The sequence below is a fragment of the uncultured Aquabacterium sp. genome (assembly GCF_913773725.1).
GTDB lineage: Bacteria > Pseudomonadota > Gammaproteobacteria > Burkholderiales > Burkholderiaceae_C > Aquabacterium.
This window is the reverse complement of the sequence record NZ_CAJYGK010000049.1, coordinates 1-5,015: the sequence shown is the minus strand read 5'-3', so window position 1 is coordinate 5,015 and position 5,015 is coordinate 1. Positions and strand designations below refer to the sequence as shown.

The window sequence follows — 5,015 nt, the reverse complement described above, 5'->3', positions numbered from 1 at the left end:
CATCCAGCACCTGGCCGGCATGAAGGATTCGAAGGTCATCGTGGCCATCAACAAGGATCCGGAAGCCCCGATCTTCCAGGTGGCCGACTTCGGTCTGGAAGCCGATCTGTTCACCGCCGTGCCCGAGATGGCATCGGTGCTCTGACATGACGAACGCGCTGCAGTCCTTCGGCCCGCGCGAGTCGATGGAATACGACGTCGTGATCGTCGGAGCCGGCCCGGCTGGTCTGTCGACGGCGATCAAGCTCAAGCAACTGGCCGAGAAGGCCGGCAAGGAGGTCTCCGTCGTCGTGCTGGAGAAGGGCTCCGAGCCGGGCGCACACATCCTGTCGGGTGCCGTGATGGACCCGATCTCGATGAACGAGCTGTTCCCGAACTGGAAGGAACTGGGCGCGCCGCTGAACCAGCCGGTCACGGCCGACGAGGTGCTGGTGCTCAGCGAAACCGGCGCCACCGCCACCCCGCAGGCGCTGATTCCCAACAACTTCCACAACCACGGCAACTACGTCATCAGCCTGGGCAACGTGGTGCGCTGGCTGGGCCAGCAGGCCGAGGCCCTGGGCGTGGAAATCTTCCCCGGCTTCGCCGCCGCGGAAGTGCTCTACAACGACGACGGCTCGGTCAAGGGCATCGCCACCGGCAACCTCGGCATCGACAAGTCGGGCGAGCCCACGGGCGACTTCCAGCTGGGCATGGAACTGCACGGCAAGTACACCATCTTTGCCGAAGGCGCGCGCGGCCACCTGGGCAAGCAGCTGATCGCCAAGTACAAGCTCGACGAAGGCAAGGACCCGCAGAGCTACGCCATCGGCATCAAGGAGCTGTGGGAGATCGACCCGGCCAAGGCCAAGCCCGGCCTGGTGGTGCACACCGCCGGCTGGCCGATGGACACCCAGACCTATGGCGGCGGCTTCCTGTACCACCTGGAAGACAACAAGGTCACGCTGGGCTTCGTGACGGGCCTGGACTACCAGAACCCCTGGCTGAGCCCGTTCGAGGAAATGCAGCGCTGGAAGACCCACCCCAGCATCAAGCAGTACCTGGAAGGCGGCAAGCGCCTGAGCTACGGCGCCCGCGCCATCACGGCTGGCGGCATCCTGTCGCTGCCCAAGTTCGTGTTCCCCGGTGGCGCCCTGGTGGGCTGTGACGCCGGCTTCCTGAACGCCGCACGCATCAAGGGCTCGCACGCCGCCATGAAGACCGGCATGCTGTGCGCCGAAGCCATCTTCGATGCGCTGAACGCCGGCCGCCAGCACGACGAACTGAGCGCCTACCCGGCCTCGTTCGAAACCAGCTGGCTGAAGGAAGAGCTCGACAGCTCGAAGAACTTCAAGCAGTGGTTCAAGAAGGGCATGTACGTGGGCATGCTGATGACCGGCATCGAGCAGTGGCTGCTGCCCAAGCTGGGCATCAAGGTCGCACCGTGGACCATCCACCGCACCGAGGCCGACCACACCCGCCTGAAGCCTGCGGCCGAGTGCGCCAAGATCGACTACCCGAAGCCGGACGGCAAGATCACGTTCGACCGCCTGAGCTCGGTGTTCGTCTCGAACACGAACCACAACGAGCACCAGCCGGCGCACCTGACGCTGAAGAACGCGGCGGTGCCGGTGCAGACCAACCTGGCGAAGTACGCGGGCCCCGAACAGCGCTACTGCCCGGCGGGCGTGTACGAGTTCGTGAAGAACGACGACAACACCGACCGCCTGCAGATCAACGCGCAGAACTGCGTGCACTGCAAGACCTGCGACATCAAGGACCCGACGCAGAACATCGTGTGGATCACGCCGGAAGGTGGTGGCGGCCCGAACTACGCGGGGATGTGATCGGGCCGTGCAAGGGCCCCGGTATCAGGCCCGCGGGTAGGACGCGAACACCGTGGCCTGCCCCGTGCGGTCGACCAGCAGCACCTTGTAGGGGTCCAGACGCGGCCCCATCTCCATGCCGGGCGAGCCGATGGGCATGCCCGGCACGGCCAGGCCCACTGCCCGAGGGCGCGTCTTGAGCAGGCGCTTGACCTCGTCGGCCGGCACATGGCCTTCCAGGGTGTAGCCGCCCACGGTGGCCGTGTGGCAGCTGCCGAAGCGCTCCGGCATGCCGAGCCTCTGGCGCACCGGTCCCGTGTCCGGGACTTCGACGACCTTGACCGAGAAGCCGGCGGCCTTCATGTGATCGACCCACGCGCCGCAGCACCCGCAGCTCGGGTTCTTGAACACCTCGACCTCGGGCAGGCCTGCGCCGGCCTGGGCCGGCAGGGTGGACAAGGCCACGGCACCGAGTGCGAACTGGAGAAGGGCGCGTCTTTGCATGGTGGGTCGGATCTCGCTGTTCACCGCAGGGCCAGCAAGGCCAGCGGCAGGGTCAGGGCCGATGCGGCCGTCTGCAGTGTGATGATACCGGCCATGAGGTGGCTGTCTCCTGCCATTTGCCGTGTGAGGACATAGGCGGCCGGCGCGGTAGGCAGGGCGAAGATCAGCACGAGCACGGCGGCCTCGGTGGCGGGCAGTTGAAGCAGGCGGGCGCAGAGCCAGGCTGCAGCGGGCACCGCCAGCAGGCGCACGGCGGCGTTGCTGCACATGCTGCCCATCTGGCCCTTGAGCTCGGACGGATTCAGTCCGGCGCCCACGCACAGCAGCCCCAGGGGCAGGCTGGTGGCCGCCAGCAGGCCCAGCAGCCGCTCCGAGCCCCACTTCATTTCCAGGCCGGCCAGGTTGAACAGGGCGCCTGCCACGCAAGCCAGGATCAGTGGGTTCCGGATGACAGGCAGGATCAGTGCCCGCGCACGCGTCTGGCCCCTGGTCATGAAGGCCAGCACGGACAGCACGTTGACCGCAGGGACCAGCACGGCGATGACGACGGCGGCAATCTGCAGACCAGCAGGCCCGTGCAGCGCGCTGATGGCCGCCAACCCCATGTAGGTGTTGAAGCGCAGCGTGCCCTGCACCAGCACGCCCCAGCGCGCCACTGGCCATGGGCGCAAGCGCCTGGCCAGCAGCAGGCCCCCCATGCAGACCGACAGGGTGACGAGCACGGTGGCCGCCAGCCGGGGCAGCGAGGCGCTGTTCAGCGGCGCGACGGCCAGGCTGTTGAAGAGCAGCGCAGGAAAGAGAACAAAGTAGTTGAAGCGCTCTGCACCGGGCCAGAAGCCCTGACCTGGAAAGCCGCGGCGGTTCAGCACAAAACCGGCCACGATCAGGGCGAACAGGGGCCAGAGCGAAAACAGGATGAGGCTCATCGGGTCGGGAGGTGCCGGACCACCGGCTGTCATCGGGGAGGAGGTTGTGCGATTGGAGCACGACGGCTTCAATCGCGCGCCTCGCCCCGCTCGACAATGGGCCAACCCCGAGCCCGCGCATGGGCCCTCAAGCGGCCGTCAGGCTGGACGGCAACCGGGTGGGTGACGGACTGCAGCAGGGGCAGGTCGCTGTACGCGTCCGAGTAGAACCAGGACGTCATGCCGGCCAGCCCGCCGTGGTCGTGCTGGCTTAACCATGCCTCAACCCGCGCCACCTTGTGGCTGCCCCAGCAAGGCATGTCCTGGACATCGCCATCGCCTGAGAGGGCGGGTTCGGTGGCCAGGGTGTGATGGAGGCCCAGCAGCCGGGCCAGCGGCTCGGCGATCAGGCGGGACGTGGCCGTGACCAGCACGCAGGGGTGGCCCGCCTGGCGGTGCCGGTTGACCAGATCCAGCGCCCACGGGCTCATACACGGCGCCATGGCCGCGCTGAAGGCGGCCTGCCACGCATGCAGGGTGTCGGCCGGCAGGCCGTTCAAGGGGCGGACAAGCAGGCGGTGCAGGTCCAGCAGCGTCGCCTCGCCACGGACGTAGGCCTGGCAGCACGCCAGGTAGCGCGCATGGCTGCCCGGAGGGAGTCGGCCGGCCCGTTCGTGGACCTCGCACCAGGCCATGCCGCTGTCGAAGTCGATCAGGGTGTGATCCAGGTCGAACAGCGCGAGGTGCGAGAGGCGCATGGCCACGGCCTCAGACCGCGCAGGCTGCCGCGGGCAGGGGAGCGTTCCACGGCGTGTCCGGGGCGGTATCCAGCGGGGCAGCTTCGACCACGCCGGTCAGGAAGCGGGCCTTCAGCTGGCATTCCGCGTACTCGGACTCGGCCTCGCTGTCGAGTACGATGCCGCTGCCCACGCCCATCTCGATGGCATGCCGGCCTTCGGCATCGGGGGCCGACACGCAGACAGTTCGGATGGCGACCGACAGGCAGCAGGCCCAGCTGTCCGCATCGGGGCCGGTGGCATCGACCCAGCCGATGCTGCCGGTGTAGAGGCCGCGTGGCGTGTCTTCCAGCTGCTGGATCAGTTGCATGGTGTGGCGCTTGGGCGCGCCCGTGATGGAGCCACAGGGAAAGCTGGCGCGCAGGAGGTCCGGGAAGCTGAGGTGCTCGCGCAGGCGGGCCGTGATCGTCGACGTCATCTGCCAGACCGCCCCGTGTGGCGCCACGGCAAACAGCTCGGGCACCTTCACGGTCCCGGTCTGCGCCACGCGGCCCAGGTCGTTGCGCAGCAGGTCGACGATCATCAGGTTCTCGGCCCGGTTCTTTGCGTCGTGCCGGAGCCAGTGGGCCTGGGCCTGGTCGACGGACGGGTCCGCCGAGCGCGGGGCGGTGCCCTTCATCGGCCGGGCCGTGAGGGTGCCCTGGTTTTGTTCGATGAACAGCTCTGGCGAGCACGACAGCACCCATGCCGGACGTCCCGGCGCATGCGGCAGGGCGATGAGCGCGCCGTATGGCACGGGCTGGCGGGCGCGCAGCAGGCGATACAGGGCCAGTGGCGAGCCGGTCAGCTCGCCCCGCAGGCGGTGTGTGTGGTTGACCTGATAGGTCTCACCGGCACGGATCGCATCGTGGATGCGCGCGATGGCCCGGGCGTAGGCCTGAGGGCCGAGCGTGGGCGTCAAGGGGCTCAGCCGGGGCGCCCCGCCGTGTGCCGCGGTGAACCCGGGCGGAGAAGCAAGCCAGGCATCGACCTCGTCGCGGCTCAGGTGGTGCAGCCGCGCAAAC

General features: G+C 68.3%; 4 protein-coding genes and 2 pseudogenes. 2 read left to right on the top strand and 4 right to left on the bottom strand.

Annotated elements, in window-relative coordinates; translation table 11 throughout:
- Both QZ709_RS05370 and QZ709_RS05365 read left to right on the top strand, forming a co-directional pair.
- Nucleotides 1–145: pseudogene (locus tag QZ709_RS05370) on the top strand (electron transfer flavoprotein subunit alpha/FixB family protein); the annotation flags it as partial.
- A gap of 1 nt (nt 146) precedes the next feature.
- Entirely contained in the window at nt 147–1,826 is a 1,680-nt protein-coding gene (locus tag QZ709_RS05365; protein ID WP_294636249.1) for an electron transfer flavoprotein-ubiquinone oxidoreductase, read from the top strand.
- 24 nt (nt 1,827–1,850) lie between these two features.
- Here QZ709_RS05365 and QZ709_RS05360 read toward each other — a convergent pair whose 3' ends face one another.
- The 4 genes and pseudogenes from QZ709_RS05360 to pabB form a co-directional block, all read right to left on the bottom strand.
- A complete protein-coding gene (locus tag QZ709_RS05360; RefSeq protein WP_294636248.1) occupies nt 1,851–2,309 on the bottom strand; it encodes a DUF411 domain-containing protein in 459 nt (152 codons plus the stop codon).
- Nucleotides 2,310–2,329: 20 nt separating this feature from the next.
- Nucleotides 2,330–3,235, bottom strand: coding sequence for an AEC family transporter (locus tag QZ709_RS05355; RefSeq protein WP_294636247.1), 906 nt, complete (start codon nt 3,233–3,235; stop codon nt 2,330–2,332).
- Nucleotides 3,236–3,303: 68 nt separating this feature from the next.
- The gene (locus QZ709_RS05350; protein ID WP_294636246.1) at nt 3,304–3,972 is read right to left on the bottom strand and encodes an HAD-IB family hydrolase; all 669 of its coding nucleotides are present in this window, start codon (nt 3,970–3,972) and stop codon (nt 3,304–3,306) included.
- A gap of 94 nt (nt 3,973–4,066) precedes the next feature.
- Nucleotides 4,067–5,015 (bottom strand): annotated as a pseudogene (gene pabB / locus QZ709_RS05345) (aminodeoxychorismate synthase component I); the annotation flags it as partial.